The sequence below is a fragment of the Faecalimonas umbilicata genome, from assembly GCF_004346095.1.
Classification (GTDB): Bacteria; Bacillota; Clostridia; order Lachnospirales; family Lachnospiraceae; genus Faecalimonas; species Faecalimonas umbilicata.
The window spans coordinates 1-21,600 of the sequence record NZ_SLZV01000017.1; the positions used below are offsets into that span (position 1 = coordinate 1).

Genomic DNA, 21,600 nt, shown 5'->3' on the forward strand with positions numbered 1-21,600 from the left:
AATAGGACACCCTTGGTCTTGGCTGTATCCTTCCCACTACTAGGGCGGATTAGGAACTTTCATCCATTAGCGACGTGCGCCGCAAGGCGCACACAGAAAAAAGTTACCGCAATCCTAAAGGATGTGGTAACTTTTTTGAAATTTTCTTCACTTACAAGTCGTTTCCGTACACTTCAATCTGTGTCAGCGCCGGAAATGGCGATGGATCGTCTGCTTTGATCAGATCGCACAGTTCTATCCAGCTCACTTTCCTTTTTTCAATCATAAATTCATGTGGAAGTATGCTCTTCTTCATCGAAATTTTCTCTGTGCTTCCATCCGAATAACGGATTGTAGCCTGCTCCCACCAACTATCATGCGGAAAATCTGCTCTCGTATAAAGAATGATCCGATCGATCTCCACTTCTCTTCCAAAGTCAATCTTGATCGCTGCATCCTCACGACGATTAATTCCCCACGATTGAAACGGCCACTTCCAATGTCCTTCATTTGCAGTCACTCCGTCAACTACATTGACTGCTGCAAAGATAGCTTCTCCTCTCGTTTCTACATTTGCAGATACATGTGGATAACAAGTTGTACTACATGACTGATCGTTGACATTCAGCGCCAGATTTCGGTAAGTTTTTCTCTCAAACTCTTTGGCACGTTTTAGCCAAATAAAATGTTCTGATCCGCAAAATGCCTTTGGTGATTTATTTAATCGCTTCTCACCAAATGGAATGATATATTCCATTGCATCTTTCAGATAAATCATTGAACGCCCAAGCACCTCATCTACTTGCAGCCAGAGAAAACAGTTTTTCTCACTGCTTTCCACTACAATACGATCTCCCTCTTCATAAGTTCGTTCACAGAGAAATGCAATTTCCTGCTCTCCCTCTTTACTTAATATTTCCTGTCCCTCGGCATTTTTTATTGTTACTTTTAACATCTTAATCTTCCTTCAAAATTTCTCTCACACATTCTGCCAGCGTTTCACATTTGCAATTCGCAAAGAAAAGTTCCTCAAATCTTTCCCCCTGCAATGCACCTCTCACAAGATCACGATCAAGTTCTTTTAAGATTGTAGGCAGATCTTTGTAAGTCACTTTTTTTACTTCATCCAAAATCCTCTTATTTCTCTGTTCCGGAACTGCACGCTCTCTTGGATATCCTTGTCCACTCTCTTCTGCGAATAGTTTTTCAAAGATATACTCCAGATTCAGTTCTCCACCCCATCCAAATCCTTTTGCAAATGGGATTGCAATTGCATTTCCGTCATTGATCTGTGCAAATGTATAAGCATCTAATGCATCTTCTACATGTCCACAAATCACACCTGGAAAAGAATTGCATGCAAGCATAGCTCCTTCACCAGTTCCGCATCCGGTGATCACATAGTCCGCCGCCCCTGCATTTAATAAAACTGCTGCAAGAATCCCAACCTGCACATACGTCAACTGACACTCGTCTTCTGCAGAATACATCCCGTAATTGTCTACCGAAAACCCTTTTTCGGATGCTACTTTTTCCAACGCATGCAGAATCATCTCATTCTTTGCTGCCTGGCTATTTTCATTAATTAATGCTATTTTCATATTCTTCCTCCTTATTGCCTTATGGCTGTTTTCCGATGTAGGCGAGAATTCCTCCGTCCACATACAAAATATGTCCATTTACAAAATCTGATGCTTCCGATGCCAGAAAGACTGCCGGACCTGCAAGATCTTCCGGATTGCCCCATCTGGCTGCCGGTGTTTTCGAAATGATAAACTGGTCAAACGGATGCCTTGTTCCATCTGGCTGCACTTCACGAAGCGGTGCCGTCTGTGGTGTCGCAATATATCCCGGCCCGATTCCATTACACTGGATATTGTACTCGCCGTATTCTGAAGCAATGTTCTTTGTGAGCATTTTCAATCCACCTTTGGCTGCCGCATACGCAGATACAGTCTCTCTTCCCAGTTCACTCATCATCGAACAGATATTGATGATCTTTCCATGTCCTTTCTTGATCATGGATGGAATCACTGCCTTAGACACAATAAACGGTGCATTCAAATCTACATCTACTACCTGCCGGAATTCCTCCGCAGACATCTCACACATGGGAATCCTCTTGATGATTCCCGCATTATTTACAAGGATATCAATGACTCCTATTTCCGCTTCAATCTTTGCGACCATATCTGCTACCTGTGCTTCATCTGTGACATCACAAAGGTATCCTTTTGCACAAATTCCTCTTGCCTGATATTCTTCTATCGCTTTCTCCAAATGTTCCTGCTGCAAACAGTTAAACACGATTTTTGCTCCTGCCTCAGCAAACGCAGCAGCGATTGCAAATCCGATTCCATAGGCGCCCCCTGTAATGAGTGCAACTTTTCCCTCAAGAGAAAACATGTTCTTTTCTTTCATTTTCTTCTCCCTTACCAATACATATTCCAGACATTTCTTAAACGCATTAATGCTTCCACATAAAAATAGTCTCCCCAGATACAACATTCATCGACTCCAACATGGAATGGAATTGCATATACTCCATGTTTGATAATCCCGTTTGAAAGATCTTTCTCCGTTGTATAATTTTCAAACAGTGACTTCACAATTTGAACTGCCGTTTCCTCATATTCTTTCTTTCTTGGATCTAAGACCGGAAGGTGCTTACTTAATTCCAAAAGTCCACATGCAAGAATTCCTGCTGAAGAGCTATCTCTGTATTCATCTCCCTCCTGAAAATATAAATCCCAATATGGGACAAAATCTTCCGGCAATCTTTCAAGATAATAATCTGCGATCCGAGAAGCGGTTTCCAAAAATGTCTTGTCCCCCGTATGTGCATAGCTGAGCGCAAATCCATAAACGCCCCATGCCTGTCCTCTCGCCCATGCTGAATTATCGGAATACCCTTGGGCTGTCACTCCTTTGATCGGTTCTCCTGTATCTACATTCATATAATATGTATGGTAAGTAGAATAATCTTCTCTAACTAAATACTTTTGAGCCTGTTTTGCATGATGTTCTGCTGCTTCTTTATATTTCTTTTCTCCGGTAATCTCACTGATATTGTATAATAATGATAAATTCATCAAACAATCAATGATCATTCTTCCTTTTTCTTTTGGATCTTCCAAATTTCCCCATGCCTGAATAATCTGAGCCTTTGCACTGTATCGTTCCATAAGACGATCTGCAGCGCGCACCGAGAGTTCCAGTGCCTTTTCATTTCCTGTAATTTTGTAACCCGCAAGTGTGGATAAAGAGTATAAGAATCCAATATCATGTGTATTTAAACCAATGTTCTGATCTAATCTTTCTTGAAATGTGCGGAGCAATGTCTCCAATGCAGAAAGATACTTTTCCTCGTTTGTGTCTTCATACAAAAGCCACAAAATCCCTGTCCAAAATCCTTCTGTCCAATCTTTATTTCCCATTTCTCCATAAATCAGGTTTTCGGAACTTGATGTCGGAAAAACTGTTGAATACTTTGGCAGATTCTCATTCACTTTGCTCTTTACATAGTGCATCGCTTCTGCAAGCCACTCCATATTCTCTTTTTTAATTTCCATAGTTCTTTTCCTCCCTTTGCTGTTTCATCTAACTGTATCGTATCACCTTTCTTTCACATTTTCTTGTGCTTTTTTATACAAAATATTGCATTTTTTGAACTATTTGAAAAAGGCATTGCCAAATGATCTTCTGATCATCGACAATGCCTCATTTCCAGTCTTTATAAACTTTTAACAGTTCTTACTGCTGTATCGTTTCTGCTTTTTACACTAGTTTGTGTAATTATCAAAGTATCCCTGCACTAACACAACCGGTGTTCCTTTGTCTCCAGAACCACTTGTAAGGTCACAGAGGGAACCAATCAAATCTGTAAGCTGTCTCGGTGTCGTTCCCTGAGAAGCCATATCTCCGACAAGATTGTCACTCTTTTCTTTGATTCTCTTGGAAATTGCTTCTTTTAAAGCTTCTCCGCTTAAATCTTTGAAATCGTTATCTGCAAGGTATTTTAATTTTACTTCGTTCGGAGTTCCGCGAAGTCCGTCTGTGAATGCCGGAGATACAACCGGATCAGCTAATTCCCAGATTTTTCCCTGAGGATCTTTAAATGCTCCATCTCCGTATACCATTACTTCCACATGTTTTCCTGTCTTGTCTAAGATCTGTTTTTGAATCTCATCTACAAGGTCACGGCACTCTCTTGGGAATAACTTGATCATGCCTTCTGTAGACTTGTTAGAGCCTAACAGACCATATCTCTCATTGCATCCGCTTCCATCTACCGGCGCTGTCAGGATGTCGTCCATTCCGCATACACGCTCTGCACCTGCTGCTTTGAGAATACGTTTTGTTCTTGCTCTTGTGTGGATATCACAAGTCATTACATTCTTTGTATAATCTAAGATTGTTCTCGGATTGTTTGCAAAGATAATCTCTACTTCTGCACCTGCTTCTCTGATCAGCTGTCCGTAATATTCTACATAATCTACACCTGTAAATTCATGCTTATTCTCTCCGAACAGTTCTCTGTATTTCTCCAAAGTAAGTACATCGCTGTATGGATTGATTCCTGCTTCATCCAGCTTGTCTAAAGATACAAGCTGATTTCCAACTTCATCACTCGGATAGCTCAGCATAAGAACTACTTTCTTTGCGCCCATCGCAATTCCTTTTAAGCAGATCGCAAAACGGTTTCTGGATAAGATCGGGAAAATAACACCGATTGTCTCGCCGCCTAATTTTTCTCTTACATCACTTGCGATTGCCTCAACAGAAGCGTAGTTTCCCTGTGCTCTTGCAACGATTGACTCTGTCAGGGAGATGACGTCTCTGTCTCTTAACTCAAAGCCTTCGCTTGTTGCTGCATCTAATACACTTTCTACTACAATATTTGCGAGGTTGTCGCCTTCTCTGATGATCGGGCAGCGGATTCCTCTTGATATAGTACCTACTTTACGTTCCATCTTTTGCACTCTCCAAATCTATTTCTTTAATTTACTTGCTTCCTGCACAGGATGTCAGAATCATAAATCCGGCATCTCTGCATATTGCAACAGTATTATAATATAAAACAAAGAGAATGTAAAAGATTTTCTTCTACATTCCTATGTTTTTTTATTTTTTCCTGCTTTTTCCCCTATAATTTCCTTCAAATCGCAAAAACAAAGGCTTTTTCCATGTCTAATAATCAGATTTTTTCCCGAAGCACTTTATAAATATAAGACACCGGAAGTCCGACCACATTATAGTAATCCCCGTCAATCTTTGCAATATGTGCTGCAAACCTTCCTTGTATTCCGTATGCGCCCGCTTTATCCATTGGTTCCCCAGTCGCAATATAGGACTGAATCTCCTCCTCTGTCATTACATCTACATATACTTTTGTCTGTACCGCATGGGAAATGACTTCTTCTTGCCCCTCCTTGTCATAGCAGATCACAGCTACTCCGGTATAGACATCATGGGCATCCCCCTGAAGCGCTTCCAGCATGCGCGCTGCATCTTCCTTATCTTTTGGCTTTCCTAAAATCTTCCCTTCATGCGCCACAACAGTATCTGCACCGATGATTATCCGACCACAATCTTCTTCTCTATCCGATGCAGTCTTCTCCGCCACGTCCTTCGCTTTTAAAAGCGCCAGTTCCTTTACGATTTCCTGCGGTTCCGTGCTTTGATATACCTCTTCTTTTTCGCTTGTCACAACCTCAAATGTATATCCGATCTGCGCAAGCAGCTCTCTGCGTCTCGGCGAACCGGAAGCTAAAATAATCTTCTTCATCTGATCAACTCCTTATAGCTGTAAATAAAGCTGTCTGCGTGCCTTTGGATTTCTTCCCATTCATCTTTTGAATGTGCATCGTACACACCTACCGTATAAAATCCTCCTGCATTCGCCCCTTGTACCGCTTTTAGAATATCTTCAAATACTGCACATTCTTCCGGCAAAAGTCCCATCTTTTCAGCCTGTCTCTCATAAATATCCGGAAACTCTTTTCCCCTCGGTACTTCTCGCACAGTTGTGTAGGACTCAAACAGATCCAAAATTCCATTTCGCTCCAATGCCGGCAAAAACATCTGCGGTTCACAGGATGTTGCAATTCCAATCTTGATCCCCCGTTTTTTCAGATAACGAAGATATTCCTCTGCTGACGGCTTTAGCTGTACTTGATTTGCATAAGCATCTGTCGCCATCTGATACCATTCTTCAATGATCTGCTCAGGTGTTTCTAAAAATCCAAACCGTTCAATGGTATAGACTGCCGCCCGTTCAAACCCAAGAGGCGCAATACTTCTCAAATAATCTTCCGGAACTTCCAGTCCTCTTTTTCCAAGAAAATTCTTATCAATTTCTTCCCAGATATGCATCGAATCCAAAATCGTTCCGTCTAAATCAAAAATAATCCCTTTTTTTTCCATTCTCTGTACCCTTTCTTTCGAGATATTTTCTTCCTCCTCTGTAAATGTCTTTCTCTCGTCTGGCTCTTTCCACAATCGTTGTAAATTATTGTGTATTATAATATATTTTTCTCATTCATACAACTTTTTTGTTCACTGATCGGAAGGCATGCTATAATAAGAAAAGATATTATTTTGGGAATGGAGAGATCTGAATTATGAATACGAAAACAAAGTCTACTTTAATGACTGAGGGGCCCATTTGGAAACGGATGATCCTATTTGCCATTCCGCTGTTCCTTGGGAACCTCTTCCAGCAGCTTTATAACACCGCCGACTCCCTGATCGTTGGAAACTTCCTTGGAAGTGATGCCCTTGCCGCTGTCAGTTCTTCCGGAAGTCTCATTTTTCTAATGGTCGGCTTTTTCAATGGTATCTCACTTGGTGCCGGCGTCGTCATTGCCAGATACTTTGGCGCACGCGAAAAGGAAAAAGTACAGGATGCCATTCACACAACCGTTGCTTTTGGAATTGTGGCAGGAATTCTTTTGACTGCCATCGGACTGATCATGACACCTACTTTTCTTAGGTGGATGGGGACTCCCGCAGATGTATTAAAAAATTCAGTGCTGTATTTCCGCATCTACTTCCTCGGATCCATTGCGTTTGTACTCTATAATATTTTTGTTGGAATCCTTCAGTCTGTCGGTGACAGCAGACATCCTTTGATCTACCTGATCATTTCCTCTGTGACAAATGTAGTTCTAGATTTGCTTTTTATCGGTGTGTTCAGATTTGGTGTGGGATCCGCAGCCGTCGCCACAATTCTTTCACAGTTTTTAAGTGCAATCCTCTGCCTGATCCATCTGATGCGCTGCAAAGAAGATTATCAAATCGACCTAAAGAAAATCCGCTTTGACTTTCCAATGCTAAAGCTGATTATTTCTAACGGACTTCCTTCTGGCTTCCAGAACTCGATCATTTCTTTCGCAAATGTCATCGTGCAGTCCAACATCAACTCCTTTGGAAAAATGGCAGTTGCCGGCTGCGGTGCTTACTCAAAGATCGAGGGATTTGGCTTCCTGCCGATCACATGCTTTGCACTGTCTCTGACTACCTTTATCAGCCAGAACCTCGGCGCCAGACAGTACGAGCGTGCAAAAAAAGGCGCAAAATTAGGTGTGCTCTGTTCCATTACTATGGCAGAGATTGTCGGAATCATTATCTTCTTTACCGCTCCATACCTTATTGCCGCATTTAACAATGATCCACAAGTGGTAGCTTTTGGAACCGCACAGGCACGTACCATTACTTTGTTCTACTTCCTCCTCGCATTTTCGCACTGTATTGCCGGAATCCTCCGCGGGGCTGGAAAATCTACGATACCGATGTTCGTTATGCTGATCTGCTGGTGCATAATCCGTGTATCTTACATTACCGTCGCTGTCCGGATCATCCCAGATATCAAAGTCATCTTCTGGGCATACCCGATCACCTGGACATTAAGTTCGATTTTATTTATCATCTACTATTTTAAAGCAGACTGGATCCATGGATTTGACAGGCGGAATTAATCTGCTAGTCAGACAGATACCTTTGCAAATTTGATACAGAAGACAGAAACTGAGCAAAGCAAGACTTTTCGTATTTGCTTTACAATGTTTCTGTCTTCTTTTGTTTTCAAAATAATACTTTTACGGCGCCCTGTATGCAAACTATATTACACAAAATGCAATATATACTTGACATACTTTTATATATTTCATATACTGAAGACAAGAAGACAGAAATCAAGTCAGCAGCATGCATTGCATCTACTGGCTGGAAGGGAGATTCTTAACCGTATATGAAAAATATGAAACTAAAGATTGCCCGCATGGAACAAGGGCTTTCGCAAGTCCAGCTTGCAGAGATGACCGATGTGACCAGACAGACGATCGGTATGATTGAGGCCGGAGATTTCAATCCTTCGCTGAAACTATGTATCCGAATCTGCAAGGCTTTGGGCAAAACATTAGACGATTTATTTTGGGAGGTTGAGTAGCTATGAAGAAAATTATTGACGAACGTCAGGAACTGGAAATGATGAAAGTAGAACGCACTGGATTCTGGATTATGTGGGGCGTACTCCTTCTGTCACTTCTGGTGCAATCACTTTTTCTCGGGGCAGGTCCAAAGCAGATTGCCGGAGAAAATATTTCATTTCTGGTCGGATGTCTGATCGTTGTGATCGGCTGTGTGAAGAAAGGGCTTTGGGGATATGACTCTACACCATGTATAAAGACTTATCTTAGTGCTAGCCTAATTGGAACACTGATTTTTACCTTTTTACTCGGCGCAGGTCTCGCATGCAACGGCTCTGAACATGTACTGTCCATTTGCGCCCTGTTTGCCATCAGTATTTTCTTTTTGATGTTTGTAGTTTTGTTTCTAATGGGAACTTTCACAAAGTATCGCCAGAAAAAGCTTGCCAAACAGTTCGATGATGACACAGATTTTCTTGACTGATTGAAATTGTACAACACCGTTGGCAAAGTCCAGCCTGATATGCTTACAACCGTAACACTACATCACACCGAAACTATGCTTCAGAAATAAGGAGAGGTCTCTATGGAATTTGAGCAAGATTATATTATGCGGATGATCAAAAGTATCGTCAGCTTCTTCATCAAACTAATTACTGGGAAGTCAGATACTGTCTATGAACTGCCCTCTGATGGGCTTTACACCCCATGCGATGATATTTTCGCACGGATCCTTTCCCTCGCAGACGGCGGAAAAATCAACGAAGCCGAGAACCTTCTATACGCAAATGTCGAACCTGACAGCAAAGACTATCTGCTGATGGGACTGACGTTCTATTCGCATATTAACGAATATACCGATAATTTCTTATCGGATCACAATTACAGCCGCCAGGAGATTCAAGATGGAATCATCGCTTTTGCAAAAGAATTTACAATCGACGAAATGAACTCCCTATCGCTTTATCAGACACTGGAAGAAATGTTATAAAACATACTTTTTTTAGTTCCGTAAGGCCACATGGATGTCTCTGCATCTCTGATTTACAGACAATTACAGCCAAATCTTTTTCAAAAGAAAAATACGAAAGTGATAACCAATTATATCAATTTAATTTTCATTGGATTATCACTTTCGCGTTTTTATATTCCTATATCATCTTATTTTCATAATCTTGTAACTCTTAAAAAACATTATTACTAACCACCAATACCCTTACACCCATAAAAAAGGCTTCAGTATCTTCTGACCATCCGGTAAAACATTCCTTTCCCTGCTGGTGTTGACATCTCAAATTCCGTTCCTTCTATACAAAATCCTACATTTTGATAACATTTAATGGCTCTTTGATTCCAACTTCTGACATACAGGCAAAGCCACCTACCCGGATACTGCTTTTCAACCTCTTCGCAAACCAACTTTAATATAGTTGTTCCATAATGCTTTCCGCAAAGCTCCGGGCGCACACCAAGTCCTATCGTAATCTTCTGAATCCCGGGACATACATGGACAAATCCGACCAATTCTCCATCTTCCCATGTCCCGCAATATTCCTCTTCCTTCTCGGGATTGAAAAATCCACACTGTTCTCTTCTCATTTGTTCATGATCAGAAAGATTATACATCGCATATTTTCCATCATATTTCCATCCACAGATCTCTTTCTTATCTTTTTCACTCAGATATCGTAATTCTATCTGCATCTTCACTCTCCCCAGACATCCTTTAGCTCTTTTTTCCCAAGTCGTACCTCTTCCATTTGACCGGAAATCTCTTCATCGAGATAATCAAACAGATAGTTTTTCCCCTTCTGCGGACGATTCAGATATTCTTCTCTTATCTGGCGCTGCACTTCTTCCACCTCTGTCCGAAGCTCCCGGGCAGATAACAGCTTTCCACCTTGTCCCAGTGTCACAACCTGCTCTACATTATCCGAAGTAGCAACCGTTACATGGTATTTTCTTCCAATCTCATGAACAACTTTTTCAATATACTGGTCTGCAGTCTCCGCTTCTTTCGTATACACGACATAGATGTTATGGTATTTCTGAACCCCTAATTCCTGCCCTTGCACCTTGTATGCATCAAACACAAGAATCAGATTACATTTCTTGAATCCCTGATAGTTGCACAACACATCCATCAGTTTATTTCTCGCCCCTTCGATATTGACTTTTGCAAGCTCTTTTAGATCTTCCCACGCAAAAATCACATTGTATCCATCTACAAGCAGATATTCTTCCATCTGATCCTTTCGAATCCGCTTTTGTCTTTCCTCCGGGCTCTCTACTCGCCGCTCAGCAATCGGACGTTTTCTCTCTATTTTTCCATAGGTACGAAGGAAAATTTCCTCTAGTTCTTTATCCTCTTCAACACTTCTTGAAAAACTACTCGAAACTCTTCCACTCTGTACGCTTCCCTGACCTTTCTTAGCCTCAATTGCCGATTTCTCTTTTTCTGCCTCAGGTGTCCACACATATTCCAAATGCATATGATCCGGCACTTGATCCCAGCTGACATGAAAACCTGCTCCATGCGCACAGAAAACGGATCCGGTCGGATTGTCCAGATCTCCCTCGGAATCATATCCGATCTGCTCTATCACTTCCTCTGCATTGTGGCAAGGTGCATATCCCTTTAAAGTACAGAACAGTCGTCCTCTTCCTTTCGTGTAACTTGTCACTTCCAGCTGATAATCCCTCATCTCAGATACCGGAGCGCTCCCGGTGATCACCGCAAAGTCTCCCTCTGTATCCGGTGTCTGAAATTCTCCTGCCATTCTCTGAATATCTGTCAGTGCTCTTCCGACAAATTCAGCCGGGATCTCCATCCGAAATTCATAGTACGGTTCCAAAAGCACACTTTCTGTCGATTTTAACCCTTGGCGAACCGCACGGTAAGTTGCCTGACGGAAATCTCCTCCTTCTGTATGCTTCAGATGTGCCCTGCCTGCAACAAGCGTAATCTTCATATCTGTGATCGCAGATCCAGTCAGCACACCCCTATGCTCTTTTTCGGCCAAATGTGTTAAGATCAGCCGCTGCCAGTTTCGGTCAAGGACATCCTCACTGCAGTCTGCCGCAAACACAAGTCCACTTCCCGATTCTCCTGGTTCTAGAAGCAGATGTACTTCCGCATAATGGCGCAGCGGCTCAAAATGCCCGACACCTTCCGCCGGACGTTTGATCGTCTCCTTATATACAATATTTCCCGGTCCAAACGTGACTTCTGTCTGAAATCGTTCCCGGATCATACTTTGTAAAATCTCTGTCTGTACTTCCCCCATCAGCTGCGCATGAATTTCCCCAAGTTCCTCATTCCACACGATATGAAGCTCCGGATCTTCTTCCTCCAGCTGGCGAAGCTTGAGCAGCATTCCGTGGGTATCGCATCCTTCCGGGAGTATCAGCTGATAATTTAAAACCGGAGTCAGCACCGGCCCTTCCGATGGCGGCTCTACCCCAAGTCCTTCTCCCGGATACGTTTTCGTAAGGCCGGTCACCGCACACACACGCCCTGCACGCACTTCCTGAACCGCATCATATTTCTCACCGGAATAAATCCGGATCTGGCTAACCTTCTCCTCCACATCCTGATATCGTATCAGATCCCGGACTTTTAATACACCCCCGGTCACTTTCAGATATGTCAGACGGTTCCCCTGCGGATCCCGCGCAATTTTATAGACTTTTGCGCCAAATACATCCGGATAAGTCTTTTCTTCGGTATATCGTTCCAGACCGCCAAGCAATTCCTCCACCCCGGCATTTTTTAACGCGGAGCCAAAATAGCACGGAAATAGTTTCCGCTCCCCGATCAGTCTGGAAATCTCTTCTCGGTCGATCGTGCCATGTTCCAGATAGCTTTCCAGCACCTGCTCCTCTGCCATCGCCACATTTTCCAGAAATTCCTCCGAATCTTCCGCTTCCCCAAATCGGATACAGCTTCCGGAGAGCTTCGCCCGAAGTTCCTTCAGCAGTTTTTTTGCATCTGTACCATTCTGGTCCATTTTATTGACGAACAAAAACACCGGGATCCGATACTGCTTTAAAAGCTTCCACAACGTCTCCGTATGTCCTTGCACACCGTCCGCCCCATTGATCACAAGGATTGCATAATCAAGCACCCGGAGTGTCCGCTCCATTTCCGCCGAAAAATCCACATGTCCCGGTGTATCCAAAAGCGTGATCTGAAGTTCTCCGGATACAAGCTCTGCCTGCTTTGAAAAAATCGTAATTCCCCGTTCCCGCTCCAGCTCATAAGTATCCAGGTAGGCATTCCCATGGTCCACTCTTCCCTGCTGCCGGATTCTTCCACTCAGATAGAGCATACTTTCCGACAATGTTGTCTTCCCTGCATCTACATGGGCCAGCAGCCCGATACATATATGATCTGACGGCTTTTTCGCCATATTTTTTCCTCTGTCCTCAGACATATTTTCCATGAAAATCCCCCTTTCTGTGATTGTTAATACAAGGATTATCATATCACAGAAAGAGGGATAAGTCGACCAGTCCTTCTTTTTATCTCGCAGGGAGTGCGGTCTGCAGATCCAAGATAAGTCTGCCGCACAGCTTTTGGGGCAAATAAAGTTCCATCCCGGGCGCTATATCATCACCGGAATATACAGAAACAGCACAAACCTCTCCTCTTCTTTTGTAATTTCCATGCTTCCCCCATATCTCTGTACGATCTCCTGAATGCTCTTCAACCCATATCCGTGCAGCTTCCGATCTTTCTTCGTCGTCTGCGGAAGGAGGCCCGGCGCAGCCTTTTCCGAAATTTTTCCTTCACTTTTTGCAGTGTTTTCTATCTTCATCACAAACAATCCTTTCTCATTCTTGGCCTGCAGAGAAATTTTTCTTTTTTGTCCGGGCAATTTTTCACACGCCTCGATCGCATTGTCAAGACTGTTTGCAAACAACACCGAGAGATCCACCGAATCCATGTCAATTTTGGACGGCACTTGCAGATCATACGCAAATGCAATCTGTTCCAGCTCCATTTTGCCGGTCTTTGTACTCAGCACGGCATTGATCACCGGATTTTCACAATACTGTACATTCCTTTTGATCCCCGGACGATCCAGAAGTTTGTCGAGATATGCCTTGTGTTCCTCCCCGGAAAGTCCTGCAAGTGTCTGAAGATGATTTGTCATATCGTGCCGCAGTTTTCTGACTTCCAGCTGCTGCCGCTCCAATGATTCATAATAGAGCTGATTCATTTCTAAAAGCCTGCTGCTCTGCTCCAGCTCATACTGATGGGATAACACGACGACTGCCCAGATCAGACCGACAAATGAAAGGATACAAAGACAGAGGATCGTCTTATTGAACGCCGCATTTGCTGTAAGAATTTCACCATTGTACTCCTGAAACAACACAACCGACAAAACGGTACAAAAAGGTGTCAACGTCAACAGTCCCAAAAGACTCCAGAGCCGATTGGACAACTCATAGGATTTCTTCGGGACAAATTTTTTCACACTGCAATAGATCATCAGGTAAAAAAGCAGTTTTACAGACAGATAGACGATTCTTTCCTGCTCCGTCGGTATTCCACTGTCAGCCGACAATAGATAATTATCTATCAGCACACTAAAAGAAGATGTCAGGCTGATGATCATAAAGGAAAGTGACAGCTTTTTTAACAGACTTCCTTCACATCCGAGCAGGATTCCCGCCACAAATATCAGCACCGTCGGAGGGAGGTTCACCAGATCCCCGATAAAAAACGGCATAGAGCTCAGGAGCCAACTGCAGCCAAAGAGCAGAAGCTTCCAGTACCACTGTCGGCGTACCACAAAAAATCGTTCGATCGTAAAGCTGACTGCCAAAGCAATAAAGATTGAGCAGATTATCTGAAACACCCTGAAATACTCCGCAATCGAAAGAATCACTTTTTCTATCATGAGAGATCACCACCGATCATGGCTTTCGCAAGCGCTGCAACCGCATCCTGCTTCAGCGCCCGGCTGATCGGCAGTTCCTCGCTTCCGATCCGCACCGAAGATGCGCCGATATAGGACACCGCATCTGCATTGACAAGGTAGCGCTGATGGATCCGCACGAAAGTTTTCCCGACCCGAGCTTCCACCTCATCCAGTTTGGCATAGAAGGACAGCTCCTTTTCCCTTGTCACCGCCACCACTTTTCTCTTCTCACTGTAAAAATACTGTATTTCATCCTGGTAAAGCCTGTATACGCCGTCCCCATTCTGAAAGACAAACTGCTTCTGCCGCACCTGCTCCAGCTGTCTGCGCACACGCGAAAGCACACTGGAAAGCCGGTCCGCATCCACAGGCTTTACAAGATAATCAACTGCCTGCACACGGTACCCCTCAAACACAAAATCCCGAAAACCAGTCACAAACACGATCTGGATTCTTGTGTCAAATTCCCGGATCTGCTCTGCTGTCCGGATTCCGTTAACCCCTTTCATCTCCACATCCAGAAACAGAAGATCAATCTCCCCCGGGTGCTTCTTCAGCCAGCTGACCGCCGTCTCTCCCCCGGAAAACTCATAGACAATCTCCTCGGTTTCTTCTAAGAGTTTCTCAAGTTCCAACCGAAGCGCATCTCTTGCATAGCATTCATCATCACAGATTCCAATTCTTAACATGATCTATACCTCCTCAATGTCCACAGAATTAAGAACTATCACACACCGAATACCTTGTCTCCATGCGACATTTACATATTTCCATTGTGCACCCCATCTCCTGGCACATCTATTTTCCTATGCATTATAACATAAATCTTTGTCTCTGCGCCTCCTGCTTTTCTCTCTCCGGATACAAAACTTTACATTCCGGCTGCTATTTTTTACATTTCTCCTCATCCCCCTCCAAACATTACATCAGAACTGCCATTCTTTCCATCCCAAATTTTACTTCTTCTTTTCCATGCTATACTTTTTTCAACAGCAACACAAAAGAACAATCCGGGATCATAAATTTCCATAAACTCCGGATTCTGTCCATACAGATTTCATTCAAACAATTCAGAAAGGTGGTATTTCTATGCTGTATGTAAAAAATCTTCATAAATCTTATCAGGTCGGAGCAACCAGCTATGAGGTGTTAAAAGGCGTCAGTCTCAGCGTTGCACAAGGCGAATTTGTCGCTGTCATGGGCCCGTCCGGCTCCGGGAAAAGCACCCTTTTAAACTGCATCTCCTGCTACATTCCATTTGAGGAGGGAAAGATTACACTCGGACAAAAAGAATTAAAAGGCTTGTCGGAAGATGCCCTTGCACATATCCGAAACGAAAAACTAGGATTTGTCTTTCAGGATTTTATGCTGCTTGATGGACTAACCGTACGGCAGAACATCCTCCTCCCTGCGATCATCCGAGGAAATGTGGGAAGAAAGGAAGAGACGATGGCAGACCGGCTCTGTAACTTATTTGGTATTGCGCAGATTGCCGGCAAATATCCGGCAGAAATTTCCGGTGGAGAACGGCAGCGGACCGCAGTTGCAAGAGCACTGATCAACTCCCCGCTTCTGATCCTCGCAGATGAACCGACCGGAAATCTTGACTCGAAATCCAGCCGCGCTGTCATTGATTCTTTCCTGGAGGCAAAAGCTTCTCTGAAAGCAACCATCTTCATGGTGACTCATGACAGCTTTTCCGCCTCCTTCTGCGACCGTGTCATCCTGCTCAAAGATGGAGTTGTCTATAAAAATATGGAACGAAACAGTTCCCAGCATGCTTTTCACGATGCACTTTTAGAGGAATTAAAACAGATGAATACGTTAGAAGAGGAGGAAGAGAACAATGAAAACCTTAACTGATACTTTTTCTGCCTTAAGAAAAAAGAACCGAAAAAATTACACACTGTACTTTATCTGTAACTTTACAGCGCTTTTACTGATCACAGCCTACTCCGCGATCCTGACTTCGCCGACTGTCCTTCTCGTTCTTCCAGAAGGCGGTGACAGCAGAAAACAGGCAATGATGATCTTCGCCCTCGCCTGCATCGGATGCGTAATTTTTACCATCTATGCCGGAAATATCTTCTTCCGCATGAAGTCAAGGGAACTCGGAATCTTCCTCGCACTCGGAACTTCTAAAAAAGTACTTCGAAATCATCTATACAAGGACACTGCTGTCACTTCCTTAAGCGCTTCCCTGCTCGGAACCTCACTTGGGATTCCATTTGCCTGGTCTATCTGGCAGCTGTTCCGTCTGCTTGTTGTAGATAGCACTGAGATGCGTTTGGTTCTGGACTTTCGCTGTCTCCTGATTCCGGCAGCCTTTATCCTGATCATTTTACTTTTTGCATTTCTCCTTGGAAGACGGACACTTTACCGCACGAACATTATGGATGTCGTGAATGAAGAACACAAAAACGAACCCGTGCGGGATGTAAAGCCATGGTATGCCTCCGTCGGTATTTTGCTGATGATCCTCGGAGGAACCGCCGGATATTTTGGACCAACGATTTATCAAGTAGTATTCCGGCGCTTTTCGTCCCCATTTTTACCCCTCCTTTACATACCGCTCTTCATCGGTCTGTATATGTTTCTTTTGCACATTGTGGTACGTGGGTTCGGAAACCATAAAAAGCATCCATACAAAGGGATTATCTCACGCAGTATGATGAAATTTCATGGAAAACAGACTGTAAATAATATGATGGTCATTGCACTGCTCGTGGCAGGCGGTGCCTTCGCATTGTTCTATATCCCAACGCTACAGACCAGTCAGGCGATGCAAGTAAAATCCACTCCATATGATTATTCTTTCCACTATCCCATCGGTCAGCCGGTTCCAGGAAAAGAAGAAATTGCAGATCTTGCCAAAGATTATGACCTCTCGATTAAAGATTACAAGGAAGAAGCAACCATCCTTCTCGGCATGTCAACCACGGTAGAGCGAACTACGGACGACGGAAAACTCTACACTGTCTATGAGGAATTTGCCAATGAGGGAACCTTCCTTACCGCTTCCGCTTTTGAATTTCTGACCGGACAGAAGACAGAAGTTGCACCCGGAACATACAAAGCAGTTTCCAATGAGGATGAGACCGACACCTACTGGCTCACCTCCGACGCAGATCAAATCATCAACATGACGACGATGAAAAAACTTCCAGTTACTTTTGACGGCTATCTGCACTACAGTCTGTTCTCCGGGCGCTCAAACTATTATGTTCTAAACGATGCAGACTATGAAAAGATGGAAGTCGGTCTAGGCGATGAATGGACGGAACATCAAGTCCTGTTTAACATTGACGGAGAAGACAACTACGAATTTGCCGACAAATTATTCCATGTTTTCATGGATGCACTCGGAGAAAAATACGCAATCTCATCCAACTATGACCGCGTTGTAAAATATGGTCGTTCCGTCAATGGGAAAAGTTACTTTCTCGATGAACCTGAGTATGCAGCCGATGCAAAAGTAGATTATGCAGACTGTGACGGCAGCACTTTCCGATTCGGATGGAAATACATGCCTTCCTTCAAAATGCTGGACTCCACTGATTTTGTTCGCACAACGGCAGTTTATCTGATGCTGTTCTTCTTTATCACCATTATCTGTGTCATGGCAGCGCTGATCATCTGCTATACAAGAAGTATCTCCATCGTCCTGAACAACCGCTACGTCTTTGAGGATTTGAAACGGCTCGGCGCCTCCCCTGCATTCCTCACAAAAGAAGTAAAAGCACAGACGAGAAAAATCTTCTTTACCCCTTCCATCATTGGAATGGTCGCTATGTACTTCTTCTTTTCCATGATCATGTACGCAAATGACGGCACCATTTCTTTCACGGAAATTGCCTCACTGCTTGTGTGCCTGGCACTCTTATTCGTACTTGTCCTAATCATCTGGATTGTATACAATGCAACCGTCCGCAAGATGAAACAGATGCTGGGAATACAACAGCCCAAGAATATGAATCGGGTAATGCAAGTGGAGTAATGTAAGTTACATAGCTACATAAAAATAACCGATAGAAATAAACAGGTTTGTAAAAATAATTGAACTATATGAAAAATGCCGTAAAGTGCTTCTTACGACCACTTTTACGGCATTCTTTGTATCACTCATTTATTTTTGTAAATATTTTTCTTTCAGTTCCTGCACTTTTGCATTATATGCTGCATTCTGCTTCTGCTGGATCAAGTTTCTCTTAATCGCCTCTTTTACCTCATCAAATGCTGCCACAGATGCCTCATTTTTCTTCTCAACTTTGATCAGATGATAACCAAACTGTGTCTTTACCGGTCCTACCACATGACCAATCTCAGCTGCAAATGCTGCTTCCTCAAATTCTTTGACCATCTGACCCTTTCCAAACTCTCCGAGGTCTCCTCCTCTTGCACCAGATGGGCAGGTAGACACTTCCTTTGCAGCATCCTCGAATGCTTTCTCTCCACTTGTAATAGACTCCAGAACAGAAGTACACTTTTCTTCTGAATCTACTAAAATATGTTTTGCACTAACTGTTTCTCCCTTTGTAAACTGCTGCTTATTTTCCTCATAGTAAGCTGCCACTTCCTCATCTGTCACAGTTACATCCTTTAATGTCTCTCTCATCGCGAGCTGCGCAAGAATATCTCTCTTCGCATTTTCTAAAATCTTCGCAAATTCCTCAGTCTCCTCAAGCTTTGCATCCTCCCCTGCCTGCGCAAATAAGTGCAGAGAAATCAGCTGCTCCAAATACTGCTGTCTAAACTGTGGATTTGTAACATATGCCTGCTGTTCTCTTGGAGCATTCTGTAAAAATGCATCCAATTCCGCATTTGTAATCTCCTTACCTGCAACGACTGCTAAAACTTCATTACTCATGATATTTCTCCTTTTGTTTCAAAAATGGTTATGAGTAATATGATACTATAGAGGGGGAGGATTTGCAATTTGTTTTATTGCTTACAATTTATATGAATAAATGTTTCGGAAATAAAAAGTATAAATTCCTTTTTCTATATGTAACAGATGATGAAATTTATTTTATTGATATTGTATTCTCTAAAATATTGCAAAAAATTTCATTTATTACTTCATGAAGGGAGTAACATCTTTTGCCTGTGTTCCGATTTCATGTTTTTGGATTTCAATCCATACTCCCACGAAGGGAGTGACTATTTTATCAGCCGCATTATTAGGAGAGGCGTTATTTCAATCCACACTCCCACGAAGGGAGTGACGGTAGAGTATGAGCCGGGCGATGGAACACGTCAATTTCAATCCACACTCCCACGAAGTGAGTGACTCAGGCGCAAAAAATGCAGGATGGACCATACAAATTTCAATCCACACTCCCACGAAGGGAGTGACATCGTCCCAGATCTGGGACACTTATTTATATGGGATTTCAATCCACACTCCCACGAAGGGAGTGACAATGGTAATCTTGATATAACGCAGGTCTCAATCTTCGATTTCAATCCACACTCCCACGAAGGGAGTGACTTGCATTCCATTTTACCGCACTCTTACCCGGTGATTTCAATCCACACTCCCACGAAGGGAGTGACTTCTAGGTAGATTGGTATAATGTCGCCTACGTTATTTCAATCCACACTCCCACGAAGGGAGTGACTCTTCCCATTTTCGTTAGTCTTTCATATTCTTGCATTTCAATCCACACTCCCACGAAGGGAGTGACTCTCCTTTCTTTTTAAAAAGGCATGTTTCACGTATTTCAATCCACACTCCCACAAAGGGAGTGACTGATTACAGGCATCTACCAATGCCGAGTATCTGCATTTCAATCCACACTCCCACAAAGGGAGTGACAGGAGATGCCCCGATTGTGCATCCAAAGCAAAAGCAATTTCAATCCACACTCCCACAAAGGGAGTGACTCCTTCAGCCCAGACAACTTCAAAGAGATATGTATTTCAATCCACACTCCCACAAAGGGAGTGACGCGTCTGACAGGTCTCCATAAGCCAGACCGACAGAATTTCAATCCACACTCCCACAAAGGGAGTGACAGGGTGGAAAATATAACAGTGGTCTGGGATCCATATTTCAATCCACACTCCCACAAAGGGAGTGACTATGTCATTATCTGTTGTAGCATGCGGAGGGGAATTTCAATCCACACTCCCACAAAGGGAGTGACTTTTTGTGGACTTATGGGGAGAAACAGAGGGAGATTTCAATCCACACTCCCACAAAGGGAGTGACAACTCCTATCTCGATAAAGATTGCGCTTGCTCCATTTCAATCCACACTCCCACAAAGGGAGTGACTGCGGTCCGAACACTCCACCGATTACTTTATTTTTATTTCAATCCACACTCCCACAAAGGGAGTGACGAGGGATCCCGTGGCAAAAAGATTAAGTCCAGAAATTTCAATCCACACTCCCACAAAGGGAGTGACAATACTGCCAGAGCAAGGAGTTCCTTGCCTTGTGATTTCAATCCACACTCCCACAAAGGGAGTGACGTATCCTGGCTGCTTATCATTCTTTGCAAAATCATTTCAATCCACACTCCCACAAAGGGAGTGACGCAGTTTTTTAAAAGATATGGCAAATAAATTATCGATTTCAATCCACACTCCCACAAAGGGAGTGACGAAAACAGAACGGTCTGCACAGTGGATAATTACACATTTCAATCCACACTCCCACAAAGGGAGTGACGCCTATGGTGACGTTCGTCCTTTCGTAAAAACCTAATTTCAATCCACACTCCCACAAAGGGAGTGACAATGTCTGCCGTGTTTTCAATCCACTTTCCATCTATTTCAATCCACACTCCCACAAAGGGAGTGACGGATCATTATTTTCTAGGACGTGTGAATATTAAATTTCAATCCACACTCCCACAAAGGGAGTGACATCCCGGTAGTAGTTATTCCGAATGCAGATTTGCCATTTCAATCCACACTCCCACAAAGGGAGTGACAATCATCAACAGCCTCAGCGTTAGTTTCATCATCCTATTTCAATCCACACTCCCACAAAGGGAGTGACATTATCCTTTGGACGATGATAAGGGACATAAATATTTCAATCCACACTCCCACAAAGGGAGTGACTACGTTAGTCCAGTTAGTTCCAAACCAACCGAGGAATTTCAATCCACACTCCCACAAAGGGAGTGACGACAATCAACGGACTAAATAAAAAAGAGTACGATGAATTTCAATCCACACTCCCACAAAGGGAGTGACTATTATGAGTTTACAAGCTCAAAACAACACAAACATTTCAATCCACACT

18 protein-coding genes and 1 CRISPR repeat array (1 of these 19 only partly in view) are annotated in these 21,600 nt (G+C 43.3%); of the genes, 6 read left to right on the forward strand and 12 right to left on the reverse strand.

Features of this window, described 5'->3' with window-relative positions; genetic code table 11:
* Positions 1-151: 151 nt before the first annotated feature.
* The 7 genes from EDD74_RS08720 to EDD74_RS08750 all read right to left on the reverse strand — a co-directional run bounded on the left by EDD74_RS08720 (position 152) and on the right by EDD74_RS08750 (position 6,405).
* Positions 152-934: a hypothetical protein gene (locus tag EDD74_RS08720; RefSeq protein WP_016441052.1), complete on the reverse strand. Its 783-nt coding sequence runs from the start codon at positions 932-934 to the stop codon at positions 152-154.
* 1 nt (position 935) lies between these two features.
* Positions 936-1,580, reverse strand: coding sequence for an RpiB/LacA/LacB family sugar-phosphate isomerase (locus EDD74_RS08725; protein WP_008976763.1), 645 nt, complete (start codon positions 1,578-1,580; stop codon positions 936-938).
* A 19-nt stretch (positions 1,581-1,599) separates the two neighbouring features.
* Positions 1,600-2,400 carry a gluconate 5-dehydrogenase gene (locus EDD74_RS08730; RefSeq protein WP_008976764.1) on the reverse strand — a complete coding sequence of 267 codons (801 nt, stop codon included), beginning with the start codon at positions 2,398-2,400 and terminating at the stop codon, positions 1,600-1,602.
* 11 nt (positions 2,401-2,411) lie between these two features.
* The gene (locus tag EDD74_RS08735; RefSeq protein ID WP_016441053.1) at positions 2,412-3,551 is read right to left on the reverse strand and encodes a glycoside hydrolase family 88 protein; all 1,140 of its coding nucleotides are present in this window, start codon (positions 3,549-3,551) and stop codon (positions 2,412-2,414) included.
* A gap of 210 nt (positions 3,552-3,761) precedes the next feature.
* A complete protein-coding gene (locus EDD74_RS08740; protein WP_008976766.1) occupies positions 3,762-4,952 on the reverse strand; it encodes a coenzyme F420-0:L-glutamate ligase in 1,191 nt (396 codons plus the stop codon).
* A 224-nt stretch (positions 4,953-5,176) separates the two neighbouring features.
* A complete protein-coding gene (locus EDD74_RS08745) occupies positions 5,177-5,767 on the reverse strand; it encodes a Maf family protein (protein WP_008976767.1) in 591 nt (196 codons plus the stop codon).
* On the reverse strand, positions 5,764-6,405 hold the full coding sequence (locus EDD74_RS08750) for an HAD family hydrolase (RefSeq protein WP_116441600.1): 642 nt from the start codon (positions 6,403-6,405) through the stop codon (positions 5,764-5,766). Before EDD74_RS08750 ends, EDD74_RS08745 begins: the two co-directional genes overlap by 4 nt.
* A 197-nt stretch (positions 6,406-6,602) precedes the next feature.
* Here EDD74_RS08750 and EDD74_RS08755 point away from each other — a divergent pair, with 197 nt between their 5' ends.
* The 4 genes from EDD74_RS08755 (at position 6,603) to EDD74_RS08770 (ending at position 9,399) form a co-directional block, all read left to right on the forward strand.
* A complete protein-coding gene (locus EDD74_RS08755; protein ID WP_116441463.1) occupies positions 6,603-7,958 on the forward strand; it encodes an MATE family efflux transporter in 1,356 nt (451 codons plus the stop codon).
* A gap of 272 nt (positions 7,959-8,230) precedes the next feature.
* Positions 8,231-8,428, forward strand: a complete 198-nt coding sequence (locus tag EDD74_RS08760; protein WP_008976772.1) for a helix-turn-helix transcriptional regulator — start codon at positions 8,231-8,233, stop codon at positions 8,426-8,428.
* A gap of 2 nt (positions 8,429-8,430) precedes the next feature.
* Positions 8,431-8,892: a DUF6773 family protein gene (locus tag EDD74_RS08765; RefSeq protein WP_116441464.1), complete on the forward strand. Its 462-nt coding sequence runs from the start codon at positions 8,431-8,433 to the stop codon at positions 8,890-8,892.
* 102 nt (positions 8,893-8,994) lie between these two features.
* Entirely contained in the window at positions 8,995-9,399 is a 405-nt protein-coding gene (locus tag EDD74_RS08770; RefSeq protein ID WP_116441465.1) for a DUF6483 family protein, read from the forward strand.
* 245 nt (positions 9,400-9,644) lie between these two features.
* Here EDD74_RS08770 and EDD74_RS08775 read toward each other — a convergent pair whose 3' ends face one another.
* The 4 genes from EDD74_RS08775 to EDD74_RS08790 all read right to left on the reverse strand — a co-directional run bounded on the left by EDD74_RS08775 (position 9,645) and on the right by EDD74_RS08790 (position 15,030).
* The gene (locus tag EDD74_RS08775; RefSeq protein WP_116441466.1) at positions 9,645-10,112 is read right to left on the reverse strand and encodes a GNAT family N-acetyltransferase; all 468 of its coding nucleotides are present in this window, start codon (positions 10,110-10,112) and stop codon (positions 9,645-9,647) included.
* A 2-nt stretch (positions 10,113-10,114) separates the two neighbouring features.
* A complete protein-coding gene (locus tag EDD74_RS08780; protein ID WP_116441467.1) occupies positions 10,115-12,853 on the reverse strand; it encodes a translation factor GTPase family protein in 2,739 nt (912 codons plus the stop codon).
* A gap of 162 nt (positions 12,854-13,015) precedes the next feature.
* Positions 13,016-14,320, reverse strand: coding sequence for a sensor histidine kinase (locus EDD74_RS08785; protein WP_009263155.1), 1,305 nt, complete (start codon positions 14,318-14,320; stop codon positions 13,016-13,018).
* Complete coding sequence (locus tag EDD74_RS08790) at positions 14,317-15,030, reverse strand: LytR/AlgR family response regulator transcription factor (protein ID WP_116441468.1); 714 nt, start codon at positions 15,028-15,030, stop codon at positions 14,317-14,319. Before EDD74_RS08790 ends, EDD74_RS08785 begins: the two co-directional genes overlap by 4 nt.
* Before the next feature lie 400 nt (positions 15,031-15,430).
* On the opposite strand from EDD74_RS08790, the gene EDD74_RS08795 reads away from it, so the two are divergent.
* Together EDD74_RS08795 and EDD74_RS08800 are read left to right on the forward strand one after the other, a co-directional pair.
* Positions 15,431-16,204: an ABC transporter ATP-binding protein gene (locus EDD74_RS08795; protein WP_008976779.1), complete on the forward strand. Its 774-nt coding sequence runs from the start codon at positions 15,431-15,433 to the stop codon at positions 16,202-16,204.
* Positions 16,188-18,338, forward strand: coding sequence for an FtsX-like permease family protein (locus EDD74_RS08800; RefSeq protein ID WP_116441469.1), 2,151 nt, complete (start codon positions 16,188-16,190; stop codon positions 18,336-18,338). Before EDD74_RS08795 ends, EDD74_RS08800 begins: the two co-directional genes overlap by 17 nt.
* 129 nt (positions 18,339-18,467) lie before the next feature.
* Here the strand turns inward: EDD74_RS08800 and EDD74_RS08805 are convergent, their stop codons facing one another.
* The gene (locus EDD74_RS08805; RefSeq protein ID WP_116441470.1) at positions 18,468-19,208 is read right to left on the reverse strand and encodes a peptidylprolyl isomerase; all 741 of its coding nucleotides are present in this window, start codon (positions 19,206-19,208) and stop codon (positions 18,468-18,470) included.
* A gap of 262 nt (positions 19,209-19,470) precedes the next feature.
* Positions 19,471-21,600: a CRISPR direct-repeat array (repeat unit 32 nt; unit sequence ATTTCAATCCACACTCCCACAAAGGGAGTGAC) (it continues 1,202 nt past the right edge of the window).

Coding starts and splice junctions, on each gene's coding strand:
- EDD74_RS08795 (WP_008976779.1), top strand. CDS start 15,431: ATGCTGTATGTAAAAAATCTTCATAAATCTTATCAGGTCGGAGCAACC.
- EDD74_RS08775 (WP_116441466.1), bottom strand. CDS start 10,112: ATGCAGATAGAATTACGATATCTGAGTGAAAAAGATAAGAAAGAGATC.
- EDD74_RS08790 (WP_116441468.1), bottom strand. CDS start 15,030: ATGTTAAGAATTGGAATCTGTGATGATGAATGCTATGCAAGAGATGCG.
- EDD74_RS08725 (WP_008976763.1), bottom strand. CDS start 1,580: ATGAAAATAGCATTAATTAATGAAAATAGCCAGGCAGCAAAGAATGAG.
- EDD74_RS08805 (WP_116441470.1), bottom strand. CDS start 19,208: ATGAGTAATGAAGTTTTAGCAGTCGTTGCAGGTAAGGAGATTACAAAT.
- EDD74_RS08735 (WP_016441053.1), bottom strand. CDS start 3,551: ATGGAAATTAAAAAAGAGAATATGGAGTGGCTTGCAGAAGCGATGCAC.
- EDD74_RS08785 (WP_009263155.1), bottom strand. CDS start 14,320: ATGATAGAAAAAGTGATTCTTTCGATTGCGGAGTATTTCAGGGTGTTT.
- EDD74_RS08745 (WP_008976767.1), bottom strand. CDS start 5,767: ATGAAGAAGATTATTTTAGCTTCCGGTTCGCCGAGACGCAGAGAGCTG.
- EDD74_RS08760 (WP_008976772.1), top strand. CDS start 8,231: ATGAAAAATATGAAACTAAAGATTGCCCGCATGGAACAAGGGCTTTCG.
- EDD74_RS08740 (WP_008976766.1), bottom strand. CDS start 4,952: ATGGAACGTAAAGTAGGTACTATATCAAGAGGAATCCGCTGCCCGATC.
- EDD74_RS08800 (WP_116441469.1), top strand. CDS start 16,188: ATGAAAACCTTAACTGATACTTTTTCTGCCTTAAGAAAAAAGAACCGA.
- EDD74_RS08765 (WP_116441464.1), top strand. CDS start 8,431: ATGAAGAAAATTATTGACGAACGTCAGGAACTGGAAATGATGAAAGTA.
- EDD74_RS08770 (WP_116441465.1), top strand. CDS start 8,995: ATGGAATTTGAGCAAGATTATATTATGCGGATGATCAAAAGTATCGTC.
- EDD74_RS08720 (WP_016441052.1), bottom strand. CDS start 934: ATGTTAAAAGTAACAATAAAAAATGCCGAGGGACAGGAAATATTAAGT.
- EDD74_RS08755 (WP_116441463.1), top strand. CDS start 6,603: ATGAATACGAAAACAAAGTCTACTTTAATGACTGAGGGGCCCATTTGG.
- EDD74_RS08750 (WP_116441600.1), bottom strand. CDS start 6,405: ATGGAAAAAAAAGGGATTATTTTTGATTTAGACGGAACGATTTTGGAT.
- EDD74_RS08780 (WP_116441467.1), bottom strand. CDS start 12,853: ATGGAAAATATGTCTGAGGACAGAGGAAAAAATATGGCGAAAAAGCCG.
- EDD74_RS08730 (WP_008976764.1), bottom strand. CDS start 2,400: ATGAAAGAAAAGAACATGTTTTCTCTTGAGGGAAAAGTTGCACTCATT.